The organism is Cellulosimicrobium sp. E-16 (assembly GCF_049913115.1).
GTDB lineage: Bacteria > Actinomycetota > Actinomycetes > Actinomycetales > Cellulomonadaceae > Cellulosimicrobium.
This window is the reverse complement of record NZ_CP183974.1, coordinates 3295619-3311951: the sequence shown is the minus strand read 5'-3', so window position 1 is coordinate 3311951 and position 16333 is coordinate 3295619. Positions and strand designations below refer to the sequence as shown.

Annotated in this window: 13 protein-coding genes; 11 read left to right on the top strand and 2 right to left on the bottom strand. The window is 72.8% G+C overall.

Annotation, left to right across the window (positions count from 1 at the left end):
• Positions 1-59: 59 nt before the first annotated feature.
• The 11 genes from ACN9MS_RS14570 (at position 60) to ACN9MS_RS14520 (ending at position 14190) form a co-directional block, all read left to right on the top strand.
• Entirely contained in the window at positions 60-791 is a 732-nt protein-coding gene (locus ACN9MS_RS14570) for a TetR family transcriptional regulator (protein ID WP_426309230.1), read from the top strand.
• Positions 788-1795, top strand: coding sequence for a YndJ family transporter (locus tag ACN9MS_RS14565; RefSeq protein WP_426309229.1), 1008 nt, complete (start codon positions 788-790; stop codon positions 1793-1795). Before ACN9MS_RS14570 ends, ACN9MS_RS14565 begins: the two co-directional genes overlap by 4 nt.
• Positions 1792-2313, top strand: coding sequence for a DUF1990 family protein (locus ACN9MS_RS14560; RefSeq protein ID WP_426309228.1), 522 nt, complete (start codon positions 1792-1794; stop codon positions 2311-2313). Before ACN9MS_RS14565 ends, ACN9MS_RS14560 begins: the two co-directional genes overlap by 4 nt.
• An 80-nt stretch (positions 2314-2393) precedes the next feature.
• The gene (locus tag ACN9MS_RS14555) at positions 2394-3674 is read left to right on the top strand and encodes an N-acetylglucosamine-6-phosphate deacetylase (RefSeq protein ID WP_426309227.1); all 1281 of its coding nucleotides are present in this window, start codon (positions 2394-2396) and stop codon (positions 3672-3674) included.
• A gap of 377 nt (positions 3675-4051) precedes the next feature.
• A complete protein-coding gene (locus tag ACN9MS_RS14550; RefSeq protein ID WP_426309226.1) occupies positions 4052-5107 on the top strand; it encodes a LacI family DNA-binding transcriptional regulator in 1056 nt (351 codons plus the stop codon).
• 71 nt (positions 5108-5178) lie between these two features.
• Complete coding sequence (locus ACN9MS_RS14545; RefSeq protein ID WP_426309225.1) at positions 5179-6480, top strand: ABC transporter substrate-binding protein; 1302 nt, start codon at positions 5179-5181, stop codon at positions 6478-6480.
• Positions 6481-6575: 95 nt separating this feature from the next.
• Positions 6576-7565, top strand: a complete 990-nt coding sequence (locus ACN9MS_RS14540; protein ID WP_378233578.1) for a carbohydrate ABC transporter permease — start codon at positions 6576-6578, stop codon at positions 7563-7565.
• Positions 7565-8494, top strand: coding sequence for a carbohydrate ABC transporter permease (locus ACN9MS_RS14535; RefSeq protein ID WP_426309224.1), 930 nt, complete (start codon positions 7565-7567; stop codon positions 8492-8494). Before ACN9MS_RS14540 ends, ACN9MS_RS14535 begins: the two co-directional genes overlap by 1 nt.
• 102 nt (positions 8495-8596) lie before the next feature.
• On the top strand, positions 8597-10894 hold the full coding sequence (yicI, locus tag ACN9MS_RS14530) for an alpha-xylosidase (RefSeq protein WP_426309223.1): 2298 nt from the start codon (positions 8597-8599) through the stop codon (positions 10892-10894).
• Between the two features lie 158 nt (positions 10895-11052).
• The gene (locus ACN9MS_RS14525; RefSeq protein ID WP_426309222.1) at positions 11053-12543 is read left to right on the top strand and encodes a GH1 family beta-glucosidase; all 1491 of its coding nucleotides are present in this window, start codon (positions 11053-11055) and stop codon (positions 12541-12543) included.
• 144 nt (positions 12544-12687) lie between these two features.
• Positions 12688-14190 carry an MFS transporter gene (locus tag ACN9MS_RS14520; RefSeq protein ID WP_426309221.1) on the top strand — a complete coding sequence of 501 codons (1503 nt, stop codon included), beginning with the start codon at positions 12688-12690 and terminating at the stop codon, positions 14188-14190.
• Positions 14191-14267: 77 nt separating this feature from the next.
• On the opposite strand, the gene ACN9MS_RS14515 is transcribed toward ACN9MS_RS14520, so the two are convergent.
• Together ACN9MS_RS14515 and ACN9MS_RS14510 are read right to left on the bottom strand one after the other, a co-directional pair.
• Positions 14268-14714, bottom strand: coding sequence for a hypothetical protein (locus ACN9MS_RS14515; RefSeq protein ID WP_426309220.1), 447 nt, complete (start codon positions 14712-14714; stop codon positions 14268-14270).
• A complete protein-coding gene (locus ACN9MS_RS14510) occupies positions 14711-16195 on the bottom strand; it encodes an APC family permease (protein ID WP_426309219.1) in 1485 nt (494 codons plus the stop codon). Before ACN9MS_RS14510 ends, ACN9MS_RS14515 begins: the two co-directional genes overlap by 4 nt.
• Positions 16196-16333 lie beyond the last annotated feature (138 nt).

The window sequence follows — 16333 nt, the reverse complement described above, 5'->3', positions numbered from 1 at the left end:
CAGGGGGCCGACCTCCCCTGTGATAGTTTTTGAACATGTTCAAAAATGCGGCTGCCCGCATGAGCGCGACGCCGAAGTCCGAGCGCACGCGCGCGCACCTGCGCGACGTCGCGGTCCGGATGCTGCGCGACGTCGGGTACGAGCGCACGACCATGCGCGCCGTCGCCGCCGAGGCGGGCGTGAGCACCGGGAACGCGTACTACCACTTCCCGTCCAAGGACGCGCTCGTCCAGGAGCTCTACCTCGAGGTGCAGCGCGAGCACGCCGAGCGCGCCGCACCCGTGCTCGCCGCGGGCGGCTCGCTCGCCGACCGGCTGCGCGGCGTCTGGGGGGCGTCGGTCGACGCGTTCGCCCCGTTCCACGCGTTCGGCGGCGAGTTCGTGTCGGTCGCGATCCGACCCGGCTCGGACGCGAGCCCCTTCTCGGCGGCCTCTGCCGGGTCGCGCGACCTCTCCCGCGCCCTCTTCGACGAGGTCGTCGCCGGGACGTCGACGCGCGTCCCCGAGCGGCTGCGCGCCCAGCTCCCCGAGCTCCTGTGGCTCGCCCAGCTCGGCATCACGCTCTACTGGGTCCACGACACCTCGCCCGGGTTCGCGCGCACCCGCCGGCTCGTCGACGGCGGGGCGGCGCTCGTCGGCAGCCTCGTCCGGCTCGCGCGGCTGCCCGTCGCGCGCGGTGTGGTCGACGACGTCCTGCGCCTCGTGCGCGCGGTCCACCCGGGCGCGCCCTGGGCGTCGGTCCCGGAGGGTGCGGCCCGCGAGCGCGCGGGCGAGCCGGAGGTGGGCGCGTGAGCCCCGCAGGCGCGGCCCTCGTCTCGGGCCTGGTGATCCTCGGCATGGTCGTGGTCCTGCCGCTCGGCCTCCGGCTCCTGGGGCCCGACGTCGTCCCCGCAGCGCGCAGCGTCGTGTGGCCCCTCGCCGGGGCGGCGGGGGCCGTCGGCGTCGTGCTGCCGCGCGGCACCGCGTCCGCCCTCCTCGCGCTCGTCTTCGCGGCGGCGACCGTCGTGCTGGCCGGCGCCGGCGCGCGTCTGGCGGTGCGCACGGCGCGCGACGCGCGCGACGGGCGGGCCCTCGCGGTGGGTCGCGCGTCGCGCGCGGCGACCGTGACCGCGCTGGTCATGCCGGCGGTCGGAGCGAGCGCGCTGGTCGCCGAGCGCGCCGGGTGGGGGCTCCTCGGGTTCTCCGGGACGCATCTCGCGCTCACGGTCCCGCACATGCTCTACGCCGGGTTCGGCGCGGCACTGGTGGCGGGCACCGTCGCGCGCCTCGCGGCCGCCGACCGGCTCGCCGTCGCCGGGGCGTGGGGCGTGCCGTTCGGGACGGTGCTCGTGCTGGTCGGCTACTTCGTCGGCGACGTCGCCGAGCTCGTCGGCGCGGGAGTGCTCACGCTCGCCCTGTGGGCGACGGCGGTCGCGGCGGTCCGATCGCTCGCTCGGCCGTCCGGCACCTCGTCCCCGGACGGCGCGCGCCGGGTCGACGGTGGACGCCCGGCGAGCACCGCCGGAGCCCGCGCGCTGCTCGTGACGGGGGCCGTCGTCGTCGGGCTGTCGATGCTGCTCGCGCTCTGGTGGGCCGGGGGCGAGGCGCTCGGGTTCGCGCACCCGAGCCTCGACGTCATGGCGGCGACGCACGGCGTCGCGAACGCGCTCGGCTTCGTGCTGTGCGCGCTCCTCGGGCTGCGGGTCCTCGCGGCCCGGCCGACCGCCTCGGGCGAGGCGACGGGCGCGGAACCGGACGGTGCAGGACGAGAGACGAGACGTGGGCCCGGACGGGCCCCGGAGGGGAGTGCGGCATGACGTTCACGTACCCGGAGGTCGGCGCGACCCGGACGGAGACCTGGCCCGCGGGGTATCGCCACCTGCACGTGCGCCGGCGGCTCACGGACCGGCCCCGGACGCCCGACGACCTCGCGTGGCTCGGCGAGCAGCTCCTCACGTGGCGTGTGCACGCGGCGGCGCGCGTGCGGCTCGAGACCGACGCCCCGGTCGCTGAGGCGGGGGTGCGCGTCACGACCCTCCTCGGCGTGGGGCGCGTGCGGCTCCACGAGCCGTGCGAGGTCGTGTGGGTCGAGCGGTCCCCGCACCGGGTCGCGTTCGGGTACGGGACCCTGCCCGGGCACGCGTTCGTGGGGGAGGAGCGCTTCGCCGTCGAGCGCGACGACGCGGGCGACCTGTGGTGGAGCATCGACGTGTTCAGCCGCCCGGTGCTGTGGTGGGTGCGCCCGATCGCGTTCGCCGTGCCGACGTTCCAGCGGCTCTTCGCCCTGCACCTCGGCCGCGGCGCGCGGCGGCTGCTCACGTCGCGCGACCGCTGACGTCTCGCCTCCCGACCCCCGCGTGTCCACGGCGCGACGAGTTTGCACGTCGGGTGTACGAAGTGCGCCAGAATGGCGTCATGACCGACGCCGTCAGCAGCCCTCGCCCCGCCCAGCAGCCTGGCACCGCGCGCGTCCTCGCGGGCCGCGTCGTCACCCCGACCGGGGTTCTCGACGACGGTGTCGTGGTCGTGGAGGACGGGCGGCTCGTGTGGGTGGGCCCCCGGGCCGACGCCGCGGCCGCCGGGTACGCGGACCTGCCCGCGGGCGCCGGGGCGACGCTGCTCCCCGGACTCGTCGACGTCCACGACCACGGCGGGGGCGGGTCCAGCTTCCCCGACGCGACGAGCGTCGAGGAGGCGCGCGTCGCCGCGCGCGAGCACCTGCGCCACGGCACGACGAGCCTCGTCGCCTCGCTCGTCACCGCGCCCCGCGACGTCCTGCTCGAGCGCACCGCGAACCTCGCGGACCTCGCCGACGCGGGGGAGATCGTCGGCATCCACCTCGAGGGGCCGTTCCTCTCCGAGGTGCGGTGCGGCGCGCAGAACCCGCGGGACATGCTCGAGGGCGACCCGGAGCTCGTGCGAGCGATCGCGGCCGCGGCGCGCGGGTACCTGCGGACCATGACCGTCGCGCCCGAGGTGCCGGGCGTCGTGGACGCCGGCGGAGTGATCGAGACGCTCGTCGAGGTCGGGGCGCTCCCGTCGATCGGGCACACCGACGCGAGCACCGAGCAGACCGAGGCGGCGATCGCGGCAGGCGTCGCGGCGCTCGCGGCCGCCGGGCGGCCCGGGGCGCGACTGACCGCGACGCACCTGTTCAACGGCATGCGCCCCCTGCACCACCGTGAGCCCGGCCCGATCGCGGCGTGCCTCGCGGCGGCCGCGCGCGGCGAGCTCGTCGTCGAGCTCGTGGCCGACGGGACGCACCTCGCGCACGGCACGATCCGCAGCGTCGTCGAGCTCGTCGGGTCGCACGTCGGTGCCGACGGCGTCGTCGCCGGGCCGGACGCCGTCGCGCTCGTCACCGACGCGATGGCCGCGGCGGGCATGGCCGACGGCGCGTACGAGCTCGGGCCGATGCGCGTCACCGTCGCGCACGGCGTCGCACGGCTCACCGAGGGCGGCGCCATCGCGGGGGGCACGTACCACCTGCTCGACGTCGTGCGCGAGACGGTCGAGGCGGGCGTGCCGCTGGTCGACGCGGTCCGCGCCGCGTCGTGGACCCCGGCGGGCGTGCTCGGCCTCGACGACCGCGGCGGCCTCGTCGCGGGCCGCCGCGCCGACGTCGTCGTGACGGACGCCGACCTGCGCGTGCGCGAGGTCCTGCGCGCGGGCGACCTGGTCGACCTCACGCTCTGAGCCTCGCGCGCAACCCGTCGCACCGCGCGACCCCACCGCCGAACCCGGGGTCGCTCCTCACCCAGCCCGTCCCATGAGGAGCGACCCCGGGTTCGTCTGGTCGAGGGAGCTCGGCGAACCCGGGGTTGCGGGCGATCTGCGGGTCGAACCCACCGGTATGCCCGGGTTCGGCGCTTCGCAGGGCTGGCGGATCCTCTCCGGCGTCGTCGCAGGTCGGGGCGCAAGCCTCGAACGGGAGAGCGTGTTCTTGCTCCGCGGGCTTGACTCTCCTCATTTGTTCATCCAATACTCGTAACAGCGAAGCGCTTCGACGATGCGTTTCGACGAAGCGCTTCGACGGACGAGGCGGCGGACCGGACCACAGGGGAGTGGTGACGATGGCGACGATGCAGGACGTGGCGCGACGCGCGCAGGTCTCGTTGAGCACGGTCTCCTACGCGCTCTCCGGGACCCGTCCCGTCTCCGACGCCACGCGGCGCCGCATCGAGGACGCCATGGCCGATCTCGGCTACCAGCCCAACGCGATGGCCCGCGGTCTCGCGTCGCGCCGGAGCCACGTGCTGGCGCTGATCTACCCCGCGATGGAGAAGGGCCTCGGCGGCACGGTCGCCGAGTTCGTCTCGTCCGCCGCGGAGACGGCGCGCGAGAACGGCTACCACCTCGTGCTGTGGCCCTTCCGCACGACCCAGGCCCCGGAGGTCCGCGACCTCGTGCGCCAGGGGATGGCGGACGGCGTCCTGCTCATGGAGGTCGCGCTCGACGACGACCGGGTCGACGTGCTCGACGAGGCCGGGGTCCCGTACACGATGATCGGCCGGACGCGCGACGTCACGGACCGGCCGTCGGTGGACATCGACTTCGAGCGCACGACGGACGACGCGGTCCAGCACCTCGTGGACCTCGGGCACCGGCACGTGGCCCTCGTGAACCACTCGCAGGCGACGGCGGACGACGGTTACGCGCCGACGTTCCGCGCCGAGGAGGGCTTCGAGGCGGCCATGCGTCGCCGCGGGCTCGAGCCGGTCGCGTTGCGCGTCGACGAGTCCCCCCGAGCGGGCCGCGACGCCGTCGCGACGCTCCTGGAGCTCGAGCCGCGCCTCACGGCGTTCGTCACCATGAACGAGATCGCGACGTTCGGCGTCGTCGCCGAGCTCCAGCAGCGCGGCGTCGCGATCCCCGCCGACATGTCGATCCTGTCGATCGTCACGTCGCCCGGCGTCGGGGAGATGAGCAACCCGCCGCTGACCACGATGCACGCGCCCGGGGCCGAGCTCGGCCGCCTGGGCGTGCAGAAGCTGCTGTCCCTCGTGGACGGCTCCCGTCCGAGCACGCCGAACGTGCTCATCCCGTGCGTCCTCGAACCCGGCAGCAGCGTCGCCCCCGCGGCCGGCCGGTCCCCGGACGACGACGACCGCGAGCCCGAGGCTCGCTGAACCGACCGGCCGGGCGACGCCCCGGTCACCCTCCGGCTCCAGCGCCGGAACTCGATGAGGAGGACACGCACATGCTGCGATCCCGGAAGATCTCGCTCGTCGCTGCTGTGGCAGCGCTCCCACTCGCCCTGGCGGCGTGCGGGGGCTCCGGCGGCAGCGGGGGGTCCGACGACCAGACCCTGACGATCTGGCACTACGAGAACGAGGACTCCGCCATGGGCCAGGCGTGGGCCAAGGCGATCGAGATCTTCGAGGAGGAGAACCCGGACGTCGACGTCGTCGTCGAGAAGCAGACGTTCGAGCAGATCCAGAAGAACGCCAAGATCGTCCTCACCGGCAACGACGTGCCCGACGTCATGGAGTACAACAAGGGCAACGCGACCGCCGGCCAGCTCGCGGCGCAGGGCCTGCTCACCCCGCTCACCGACGCGGCGACCGAGCGCGGCTGGGACGAGAAGCTCAGCGGCTCGCTCCAGACCACCGCGACCTACGACGACCAGGGCCTCATGGGCTCGGGCGAGTGGTACGGCGTCCCGAACTACGGCGAGTTCGTGCAGGTCTACTACAACAAGGACATGTTCGCCCAGTACGGGCTCGAGGTGCCGACGACGCTCGAGGAGCTCGAGACCGTCATGCAGGCGTTCAAGGACCAGGGCGTGACCCCGCTGGCCGAGGCCGGCGCCGAGTACCCGATGGGCCAGCTGTGGTACGAGCTCGTGCTCGCGAACTCCGAGCGCGACTTCATCGACCAGTACCAGCTGTTCGACGGCGACCCGGACTTCCACGGCCCCGAGATGACGCAGGCGACCGAGAAGCTCGACTCCTGGATCAAGGACGGCTACGTCGCGTCCGACTCCGCCGCGCTGACCGCCGAGGACATGGGCGTGTCGTTCATCAACGGCACCTACCCGATGATGGTCTCCGGCTCGTGGTGGTTCGGCCGCATCGTCGAGGAGATGGACGCCGACTGGGGCCAGTTCAACTTCCCCGGCAACACGCTCCAGGTCGGCTCGTCCGGCAACCTCTGGGTCGTCCCCGCGAACGCGGACTCGCCCGACCTCGCCGAGGAGTTCATCGACATCACGCTGCGCCCCGAGGTGCAGAACATCCTCGCGGAGAAGGGCGGCCTGCCCGTCGCCGGCGACGCGTCCGTCATCACGGACGAGCGCACGCAGCAGCTCACCGAGAACTTCCAGGCGATCCTCGACGACGACGGCCTCGCGTTCTACCCGGACTGGCCCGTGCCCGGCTACTACGACGTGATCGTCAGCGAGCTGCAGTCGCTCATCAACCAGTCGAAGTCGCCGACCGAGGTGCTCGACGGCCTCGAGTCCGCGTACGTGGACGGCAAGGCGGACCTGCTCGACAGCTGAGCGGACGCACGCGCCCGGCCGGTCGGGGCCGATCCCAGGATCGCCCCGGCCGGCCCGGGCCCCCCACCCGAGGACCTCCCGCGAAAGAGACCGTCATGACCACCCGCACCGACACCGTGCCCGAGGCCGGGCCCGGCCCCGCGCGCGAGGCGTCGCGCGCGACCGCGGCGCCCCGCCGCCGTCGCCGGCCCGCCTGGCTCCCGTACCTGCCCTACCTCCTGCCCGGCGCGGTGGCGTTCGTCGTCGTGATCGGCTACCCGTTCGTGATGAACGTCTACTACAGCCTGTTCAAGTGGCGCGGCGGCATGGCGCCGATGCGCTGGTACGGGCTGGGCAACTACGCCGACCTCATGAACGACTCGGCGTTCTGGACCTCGTTCCAGAACTCGATCGCGATGATCCTCGCGATGGTCGTCGCGCCGACCCTCATCGGCCTCGTCCTCGCGGCCGTGCTGTTCGACTACCTCGGCCGCCGGTTCGGCCCGCGCGTCGCGGCGTTCCTGCGCGCGACGTACTACCTGCCGCAGATCCTGCCCGTCGCCGTCGCCGGCGTGCTGTGGAACTGGATCCTCAACGCCCAGACCGGCGCGCTCAACGTGATCCTGCGCGGGATCGGCATCGAGAACCCGCCCAACTGGCTCGGCGACACGACGACCGCGCTGCCGAGCGTCATGCTCGTGCTCATCTGGGTCCAGATCGGCTACCCGGTCGTCATCTTCATGTCCGCGCTCCAGCGCGTGGACCCCGAGCTGTACGAGGCGGCCGAGCTCGACGGCGCGGGCTGGTGGCGCCGCTTCGGGGCGATCACGATCCCGCAGATCCGCCCGGAGACGTTCGTCGTCACGCTCACGTGCACGGTCGCCGCGCTCAAGGTGTTCGGTCCCATCTACGTGCTCACGCGCGGCGGGCCCGAGAGCTCGACGCTCGTCCCGAGCTACTACTCGTACCTCAACTTCTTCGACAAGTCGAAGGTCGGCTACGGCGCCGCGGTGGCGACCGTGCTGACCCTCGTCATCATCGTCGTCGCCGTCGTGATCCTCGCGCTGCAGAGCCGCGCCGAGCGTCGTGAGCAGGAGGGCCGCTGATGTCCACCGTCACCACCACCCCGACCGCGGACGGCACGCCCGCGGTGCCCGCGCCGTCGTCCGGTTCGCGCCGCCCCCTGCGGGCCACGCGCCAGGACGAGCGCTACCGCCGCGGTGTCGGTCGCTGGTTCGTGCTCGCCGCGGCGATCCTCGTCGCCCTGCTCATGCTGTCGCCGTTCGTCATCATGCTGCTCAACGCGTTCAAGTCGCCGGCCGAGTACTCCCAGGACGGCCCGCTGAGCATCCCGAAGGAGCTCTACCTCGACGGCGTGCAGAACTTCTGGACGCGGACGAACTTCCCGCAGAAGCTCTGGAACTCCGTCTTCATCTCGGCGCTCGTCGCCGTGTTCGGGACGCTCCTGTCGCTGCTGAGCGCCTACGCGATCGGCGTCGGCCGCATCAAGGGCCGCCTGTGGATCGTCACGCTCTTCCTCGTGGCCAACATGCTGCCGCAGGAGGCGCTCATCTACCCGCTGTTCGACATGGCGCAGAAGGTCGGCCTGTCGAACTCGCAGTGGTCGATCATCATCATCTTCACCGTCATCCAGGCGGCGTTCGGCACCTACCTGCTCGCGTCCGTGCTCGGCACGTTCCCGCCCGCGCTGCTCGAGGCCGCCCAGCTCGACGGCGCCGGCCGCTGGCGCATCCTGTGGCAGGTCGTGTACCCGATCGTCAAGCCCACGCTCGGCGTCCTCATGATCTTCTTCTTCATCTGGACGTGGAACGAGTTCTTCATCCCGCTGGTCATGCTGACGACCAACGACACCCAGACGATCCCCATCGCCCTCGCGTCGCTCCAGGGCGACCGGATGATGGACGCCCCGACGACGAACGCGGGCGCGCTCGTCTCGCTGATCCCCGCGCTGATCTTCTTCCTCATCTTCCAGCGCACGCTCACCCGGGGCGTCACGGCCGGCGCCGTGAAGTGACGCCTCCCGCGTGACGCCGTGCCGCACACCGTGCCTGCCCCGGGGCAGGCCCCGAGGCGGCCACCGAGACTCCTGAACGCACCGACGAAGGAAGCACCACCCATGAAGTTCACCGACGGGTACTGGCAGGTCCGACCGGGGATGCACCCGCTCTACGCGGTCGAGGTCGACGACGTCCGCGCGGACGAGGCGGCCGGCACGCTCACCGTGTACGCGCCGACGGCGAAGATCCGCGGTCGCGGCGACACGCTCAACCGCCCGATGCTCACGACGACGTACTCCTCGCCCGCGCCCGGCGTGATCCGCGTGCGCGTCGAGCACCACCAGGGCGCGGTGCGCCGCGGCCCGGCGTTCCAGGTGACCGGCGAGCCCGGGTTCCGGCCCGAGGTCGAGGTGCACGACGACGTCGCGGTCCTGCGGTCCAAGGACCTCGCCGTGCGCGTGCACCGGGGCGACCGGTGGCGCGTCGACTTCGAGGCGGACGGCGAGGTGCTGACCTCGTCGCTGCCCAAGTCGGTCGGGCACGTCACGGCCGACGACGGCCGCGCGTGGACGCACGAGCAGCTCGCGCTCGAGCCGGGCGAGCTCGTCTACGGGCTGGGGGAGCGGTTCGGCCCGTTCGTCAAGAACGGCCAGGTCGTCGACATCTGGAACGAGGACGGCGGCACGTCGAGCGAGCAGGCGTACAAGTCCGTCCCGCTCTACCTGACGACCAAGGGCTACGGCGTGTTCGTCGAGCACCCGGAGAAGGTCTCGTTCGAGGTCGCGTCCGAGGTGAACACGCGCGTCCAGTTCTCCGTCGAGGGCCAGGCGCTCGAGTACCTGGTCATCCAGGGACCGACGCCCAAGGACGTGCTGCGCCGGTACACCGCGCTCACCGGCCGTCCGGCGCGCGTGCCCGCGTGGTCGTTCGGGCTGTGGCTCACCACGTCGTTCACGACGAGCTACGACGAGCAGACGGTGAACGGGTTCATCGACGGCATGGCCGAGCGCGACCTGCCGCTGTCGGTGTTCCACTTCGACTGCTTCTGGATGCGCGAGTACCAGTGGGTCGACTTCGAGTGGGACCCGCGCACGTTCCCCGACCCCGCGGGCATGCTGCGCCGCCTGCACGACCGCGGGCTCAAGGTGTGCGTGTGGATCAACCCGTACGTCGCGCAGCGCTCGCCGCTCTTCGCGGAGGCCGCGGAGCAGGGCTTCCTGGTCAAGCGTGAGGACGGGTCCGTGTGGCAGTGGGACCTGTGGCAGGCGGGCATGGGCCTGGTGGACTTCACCAACCCCGACGCGACCGCGTGGTACGTGGGCAAGCTCGAGGGGCTGCTCGACCAGGGCGTCGACTGCTTCAAGACCGACTTCGGCGAGCGGATCCCCGTCGACGGCATCGCGTGGCACGACGGGTCCGACCCGCGCAAGATGCACAACTACTACGCGCAGCTCTACAACGAGGCGGTCTTCGGGCTGCTCGAGCGCAAGCGCGGCGAGGGCGAGGCGGTGCTGTTCGCGCGGTCCGCGACCGCGGGCGGCCAGCAGTTCCCCGTGCACTGGGGCGGCGACTGCGACTCGACGTACGCGTCGATGGCCGAGTCGCTGCGCGGCGGCCTGTCGATGTCCATGTCCGGCTTCGGCTACTGGAGCCACGACATGGGCGGCTTCGAGGGCACGCCCGACCCGGGCGTGTTCAAGCGCTGGACGGCGTTCGGCCTGCTGTCGTCGCACTCGCGCCTGCACGGCTCGGGCTCGGTCCGCGTACCGTGGGCGTTCGACGACGAGGCCGTCGACGTCACGCGCAAGTTCACGCACCTCAAGCTGTCGCTCATGCCCTACCTCGGCCGGGTGGCCGAGGAGGCGCACACCGACGGCGTGCCGATGATGCGCCCGCTCGCGCTCGAGCTGCCGCACGACCGCGCGGGGTTCACCGCGGACACGCAGTACCTGCTGGGCGACGCGCTGCTCGTCGCGCCGGTCTTCCGCGCGGACGGCCGCGTCGAGTACTACGTGCCCGAGGGCACGTGGACGCGCCTGGTCCAGCCCGACGACGGCCCCGCCCTGAGCGAGACCGTGACCGGCCCGCGCTGGGTCACCGAGACCCACGGGTTCGACTCGCTCCCGGTGCTCGTGCGCCCGGGCACCGTCCTCCCGGTGGGTGCCCGCACCGACCGGCCGGACTACGACTGGGCCGACGGCGTCACGCTGCACGCGTTCGAGCTGCCGGAGGGGTACGACGAGCTCGTGGTCGTCCCGCCGGCGGACGGCGCTCCGGGGGCGACGTTCCGCGTGCGCCGGTCGGGCGCGACGCTCACGGTCTCGTCCGACGACGCCGTGGCGGCCTGGTCCGTGCGGGCCGGCTCCGCGGTGGCCGAGGCGCACGGTGCGACGAGCGTGACGATCGACCTCGGCTGACGACGTATCCTGGGCGAGCATGTCATGGAAGCGCTCCCATGACATGCTCGCCCTGGCACTTCCCGCGCGTGCCCGCTCGCACCCACCGAGCCGCACGAGCACCCACCGACCACCCGTCGCGGACCGGGCCGTCCGACGACCGAGCAGCGAGGACCCTCGTGACCACCGACACCACCGCACCCGACGCCGTCGACGCGCAGGCCGCGCCCGCGCCGTCGGGCCGCCGGACGTTCCCGACCGACTTCCTCTGGGGCTCCGCCACCGCCGCGTACCAGATCGAGGGCGCCGCCGCCGAGGACGGCCGCACGCCGTCCATCTGGGACACCTACTCCCACACGCCGGGCCGCACCCTCAACGGGGACACGGGCGACGTCGCCGACGACCACTACCACCGGTGGCAGGAGGACGTGCAGCACATCGCCGACCTCGGCCTCGGCGCGTACCGCTTCTCGATCTCGTGGTCCCGCGTCCAGCCCGGCGGTACCGGCCCGCTCAACCCGGAGGGCGTGGCGTTCTACTCGCGCCTCGTCGACGCGCTCCTCGAGAAGGGCGTCAAGCCCGTCGTCACGCTCTACCACTGGGACCTCCCGCAGGAGCTCGAGGACGCCGGCGGCTGGGCCAACCGCGAGACGGCGTACGCGTTCGCCGAGTACGCCCGCCACATGGCGCGCGAGCTCGGCGACCGGATCGACACCTGGACGACGCTCAACGAGCCGTGGTGCTCCGCCTACCTCGGCTACGGCTCGGGCGTGCACGCGCCCGGCCGCACCGAGCCGGCCGCGGCCCTCGCGGCCGTGCACCACCTCAACCTCGCGCACGGCCTCGCCGTCCAGGCGATCCGCGACGAGCTGGGCGAGGACGCGAAGACGTCCGTCACGCTCAACCTCCACGTCATCCGGCCCGACGACCCGACGTCCGCGGGCGACCTCGACGCCGTGCGGAAGATCGACGCCCTCGCCAACCGCGCGTTCCTCGCTCCCATGCTCGACGGCGAGTACCCCGCCGACCTGCTCGCCGACACCGCGCACGTGAGCGACTGGTCGTTCGTGCAGGACGGCGACCTCGAGACGGTGCGCCAGCCGCTGTCGATCCTCGGCGTCAACTACTACTCGACCGTGCGCGTGCGCCACTTCTCCGGCGACGGCGAGCGGTCGGAGAACGACGGCCACGGCGCGTCGAAGCACAGCCCGTGGATCGGCGTCGACGACGTCGAGTTCGTCCAGCAGCCCGGCCCGTACACCGCGATGGGCTGGAACATCGAGCCGGCCGGCATGACCGAGCTGCTCGTGTCCGTCGCGAAGACCTACCCGCACCAGCCGATGATGGTGACCGAGAACGGTGCCGCGTTCGCCGACGAGGTCACGGTCGACGCCGACGGGTCCGCCCGCGTCCACGACGACCGCCGTGTCGCCTACCTGCACGACCACGTCGACGCCGTGGGCGCCGCCATCGACGCGGGCGCCGACGTGCGCGGGTACTTCGCGTGGTCGCTGCTCGACAACTTCGAGTGGGGTTACGGCTACGACCGCCGGTTCGGCATCATCCGCGTCGACTACGACACGCTCGAGCGCACGTGGAAGGACTCCGCGCACTGGTACCGCCGGCTCGCGACGTCGAACGCGCTCCCCGCGGTCGACGAGACCGCCTGACGAGCCCGCTCGTCGCCCGCGCGAGGGCCCGTCCGGTCGCACCGGGCGGGCCCTCGCCGTGCACCGCCGTGGGTGCGGGCGGGCTCCGGTCTCGCCCGGACGGGGTGAGGCGCGACCCGGGTGACCTTCCCTAGCCTCGCAGCCATGAGCGATGTCGAGGTCAAGGCCAGGACGGGCGGGGTGCTCGCCGCCGCGTGCCTGTCGACGCTGGTCGTCAACGCGAACACGTCGGCGGTGAGCATCCTGCTCCCCGCGATCAGCGAGGACACGGGGACGAGCGTGACGACCCTCCAGTGGGCGGTCACCGGCTACTCGCTCGTCGGGGCGGCGGTGATCGTCACCTCGGGAGCCCTGGGCGACGTGTTCGGCCGCAAGCGGGTGTTCCAGCTCGGGCTCCTGCTCTTCGTCGCGTCCTGCGTGCTCATCGCGCTCGCCCCGTCGGGCGGCATGGTCATCGCCGGGCGCTTCGTGCAGGGCGCGGCCGGGGCGACCATCGTGGCGTGCGGGCTGAGCCTGCTCTCCGTGGCCAACAGCGGCGACGCCCAACTCCGGGCGGTCTCGTTGTGGGGTGCGGCGTCCGCCGTCGGTGCCGCGGCGGGGCCGCTGCTCGGCGGGGTGCTCGTCAACCTCACCGGCTGGCAGGGGCTCTTCTGGGTCGACGCCGTCGTCGCCGCGGCGTGCGTCGTCCTGACGTACTTCGTCGTGTCCGAGTCGCGCGACCCCGACCGCTCGCGCTCGATCGACTACGCAGGCACCGTGCTCGTCGCGCTCACCCTCGCTCCTCTCATCCTCGCGCTGAGCAAGGGCAGCGACTGGGGGTGGGGCTCGCTCGCGACCCTCGGCAGCCTCGCGGTCGCCGTCGTGGCGGGCTGCCTGTTCGTCGTGGTCGAGCGCCGCGTCGCGGTCCCGCTCCTCGACCTCGCCCTCCTGCGCAACCGCGTGCTCGTCGGCGCGACCGTGGCCATCCTCATCGGCTCCGGCACGATCAACGGGCTCATGTACCTCCTCAGCATCTACTTCCAGGACCCCGCCACCCTGGGCCTGAGCCCGCTCGAGGCGGGGCTCGCGACGCTCCCCGCCACGGCGGGCCTCGTGATCGTGGCGCCGCTCGTGCCGCGGTTCGCCGCGAAGATCGGCGGGCGGCAGGTCATCGGGCTCGGTTTCCTGCTCACCGCCGTCGGGTTCGGCGTCGTCGGGGTCGTCCAGGCCGACTGGCGGTACGGCGCCTTCGTCCTCCCGCTCATCGCGATCGCGGTCGGCATGGGGCTGTCCAACGGCCCGGCGTCCTCGGCCTCCACGGCGTGCGTCTCCGCGAACGAGGTCGGCGCGGCGTCGGGCGTCTCCAACATGGCGCGCTACGTCGGTGCCGCGGTCGCGACGGCGGTCGTGGCCTCGATCTACGCGGCGGTGGTCGCGGACCGCACCGCCGCGGGCGCGACCACGGCCGACGCCCTCGCCGCCGGCCTCGGCACGGCGTCGTGGGTGATGGCCGGGACCAGCGCCCTCGGGGTGGTCATGGCGGTCGTCATGGGCCGGCGGTACCGGGCAGAGCGCGGCACGGTGCACGACGCCGCGTCGGCCGCCGCCGCGGTGGCGCACACCCTGCCCACGTCGGCCACGCCGGTCGCGGCGAGGGCGACGGACTGACCGTCGCCCTCGCCTCGCCCCGGAGCGCCTCAGCCCCGGAGCGTCTCAGCCCCGGAGCGTGTCGGCCCCGGAGGGTGTCAGCCCTTGACCGTGTCGTCGAGGTGCAGGCCGTCCACGAGGTCCTGGAACCCGGCGAGCTCGTCCGGGCAGTAGATCTGGATGACGAGGAGCTGCCCCTGGACGACGCGGTTGTCCGCGACGACGGGCCGGATGCCCGGACCCGCGGCCCCGTTGACGAGCTGGCCCAGGAGGGTCGCCCGGCTCAGCGCGCTGCCGGGGTCCTCGCACGTGGCTCCGCCGTCGTCGCCGAGGACCCGCACGACCTGGTCCACCTGCGGTGTCGGCGCGCCCGCGGCGGCGAGCGCGGTGAGGAGCTGCTCCGCCTTCTGCTCGGCCTCCGTCGTCGTCTGCCGCTCGCCGCGGACCAGCAGCGCGACCACGACGAGCGCGACGACCACGACGGCCGCGACGACGTAGATGGTCCGGCGCTCGCGGCGCGGCTGCCGCTCGGTGACCTCGCTCATGGCGCGCTCGCCTCCGTCTCCTGCGTCGTCGCGTCCGGGAGCCTCCACGACGGCTTGCGGAACCGGTAGAACAGGTACGGCACCAGGAGACCCAGGCCGAGGGCCCCGCCGGCGACGATGACGAGGTAGGAGCCGGGGCTCCCCGACCCGAACTGCGACGGCGGGACGAACCCGACCAGCAGCGCGGCGAGCGACGCGACGAAGCCGACCCCGCACAGCGCCCCGAGCATCGGCGCGCGGTACCCGCGAGCGTGGTCGGGCTGCTGGCGGCGCAGGCGGACCGCGGCGACGAACATGAGCAGGTACATGATCAGGTACACCTGGGTCGTGATCACCGAGAAGATCCAGTACGCGCTCGAGACGCTCGGGATGAGCGCGTAGCCGAGCGCGATCACCGTGGTGACGACGCCCTGGGTGACGAGGATGTTCTGCTGGACGCCGTTCTTGTTGAGCTTCTGCAGGAACGGCGGGAGGTAGCCCTCCTGGCGCGAGATGAGCAGGAGGCCCTTGGACGGGCCGGCCAACCAGGTGAGCATGCCGGCGACGGACGCCGTGACGAGCATGATCCCGATGATCGGCGTGAGCCACTGCGAGCCGAAGTAGGCGAACACGGCGTCGAAGGCCTGCATGATGCCCGCCGTCAGGGAGAGCTGCTCGGCCGGGACGACCCAGCTGATCGCGAGCGCGGGGAGGATGAAGATCAGCAGCACCATGCCCATGGCGAGGAAGATCGAGCGCGGGAACTCGCGTGCGGGGTTGCGCAGCGACCCGACGTGCACCGCGTTCATCTCCATGCCGGAGTACGACAGGAAGTTGTTGACGATCAGCACGAGGCTCGACAGGCCGGCCCACGCCGGGAGCAGGTGCTCGGCGTCCATCGGCGCGGCGGACGCGTTGCCCTGGCCGAGGAACACGACGCCGAGCGTCACCAGGATCACGCCCGGGATGAGCGTGCCGATGATGAGCCCGCCGCTCGCGAGACCGGCGACGCCCTTGGTGCCGCGCGACGAGACCCACACGCCGGACCAGTAGACGACGACGATGACGATCGCCGTCCACACGCCGCTGCTCGCGAGGCTCGGGTTGATGACGTAGGCCAGCGTGCTCGCGACGAACCCGAGCAGGCTCGGGTAGTAGAAGATCGTCATCGCGAACTGGCACCAGACCGCGAGGAAGCCCATCGGCTTCGAGATCCCCTCGGACACCCACTTGTAGACACCGCCGCTCCAGCCGGAGGCCAGCTCGGCGGAGACGAGCGACGTGGGGAGGAGGAACACCACGGCGGGCAGGAGGTAGAGGAAGACGCAGGCCAGCCCGTAGACGGCCATCGTGGGCGCGGCGCGCAGGCTCGCGACGGAGCTCGTCGTCATCATCGCGAGGGCGATCCACGAGATGTAGCTGCTCGCCGGGATGGCGGCACGCGCCCGCGACGTCGCGGCGGGTACCGCCGGCCCCTCGGCGGCCGCGTCTGCCGCGCTCATGCCGCCCGCTCCTCGTCGCTGCGGTGCACTGCTGCGTGCTCTGGGTGCATCTCGACCGCCTCCTCGGCGCAGTCGTGGACGTCCGACGAGGCGATCGTCCACCTGGGCGGCGCGCGGGCGGATCACCTGCTCCGGGTG